The organism is Firmicutes bacterium HGW-Firmicutes-1, assembly GCA_002841625.1.
In the GTDB taxonomy this organism is placed as follows: domain Bacteria; phylum Bacillota; class Clostridia; order Lachnospirales; family Vallitaleaceae; genus HGW-1.
The window spans coordinates 1-1497 of the sequence record PHAG01000030.1 but is presented as its reverse complement, the minus strand read 5'-3'; the positions used below and the strand labels follow the sequence as shown (position 1 = coordinate 1497).

Sequence of the window (1497 nt, the reverse complement as noted above, 5' to 3'; positions counted from 1 at the left end):
GGGCATAAAAAATAAACCTTGGATATACTCAAGAAAAAATTATTTATTATATTCGAACTTTATACCCTGAACACCAATATAAGATTTAGGTGTCATGGTACCATCACAAACTTGGCAATCTGGTTGTGGTGGTGTTGATGGATCTAGACCATCAAAAATATTGTCTTGCTCTAATTCTTCTACAATGAAACGCGGAACCCACAAAGAGTAGTTACATTTAGTACAGATAAATTCAACGAGATCATCATTTTTAGTAAAGCCTTCTAAAATATTCATTATTAATTAACCTCCATAATTATGCTAAGCACTATTATAAAGCTGAGGAGGCGGTTTATCAAGAAGGTGGGTTTTAGAAGTAGCAAAAATATTTAGAAGTTTCATTGTATTACCACATTGGCACCTGAGTGGATCGATACCAAAATGAAGAAGTAGACGTGCACGCCAATGAGAATTTTGTTTGAAAAATTTACGTTTAGATGCAGTCATAAGTAAAAATAGCTTAGAAGAATGTTTATGTTTTTTGGCATATAAGCCGTAATAACGAATCATTTTAAACTGCTCATCAGGAATATGAACTATTAGACGTTTAAAAAAATCAAAGACATGTATCTTTTCAATTACTTTTTCATTATCTTCATGACGATTATAAAAAAAAGTTACGAATTCGCCATCATAATCAAGAATTCTGGACTGAGCCATAGCTGGTCTGCCAGTATACCTAATAATATATTTAATTGAATCAACAGAATTAGAAAGCATGTTAGATTTAGCATAGACATAAAAGCCAGAAGGATAAGTTTTGAATAAGGAAGTCTTAAATTTATAAAAAGAATCTCCTAGATGACGATGTAGTAAGTCAAGTAAAGTAGCTTGCCAACGTTTGCGAAGCATAGAGAAAGGGATGTGAGGTATTTTACGCCAAACAGTTTTATTACCAGAAGCACCCTCAGTAATAAGCATATGAATATGCGGATTCCATTTAAGGTCACGGCCAAAAGTGTGAAGTGTAGAGATGAAACCAGGTTTGAAGGATTCAGATTTATTAATGGAATAAAACCAAGCATGAATAGTTGCAGCAGAAGCATGAAAAAGAAGATGAAGTAAGGAACGATTTTTGCGAAAAAAAGGGCGAAGTTCTTTAGGGATGGTGAAAACGATGTGACGATGTTCACACTGAATAAGTTTGGAAGATATAGAAGCAGCTCTATCTTGAATATATTTGGCACCACAAGAATTACAAAAACGACTTTTACAGGTAAAGGGAACATGCTTGATTCTGCCACAGTGGTCACAAAAATAAAGGGCATGACCCAAGGAGGGATCACCACAATCAATGATTTTATTAACGTTATGTAAAATAGCGGGACGAAGGGGATAACCTAAAGCAACAAAATCATCCCAACGGTCTGCAAAAATATCTTTTATTTTAAAAGATTTACTATTCATAACATCACCAATAATGTTATACCAGAAATTCATTAAAGAAACAATATAAAA

2 protein-coding genes are annotated in these 1497 nt (G+C 33.5%); both read right to left on the bottom strand.

The window, feature by feature from the left end:
* Positions 1-39 precede the first annotated feature (39 nt).
* Positions 40-276, bottom strand: coding sequence for a hypothetical protein (locus CVU84_17615; protein PKM93092.1), 237 nt, complete (start codon positions 274-276; stop codon positions 40-42).
* 24 nt (positions 277-300) lie between these two features.
* Positions 301-1497: IS91 family transposase (locus CVU84_17610; protein ID PKM93091.1), on the bottom strand; the 1197-nt coding region annotated here is incomplete at its 5' end.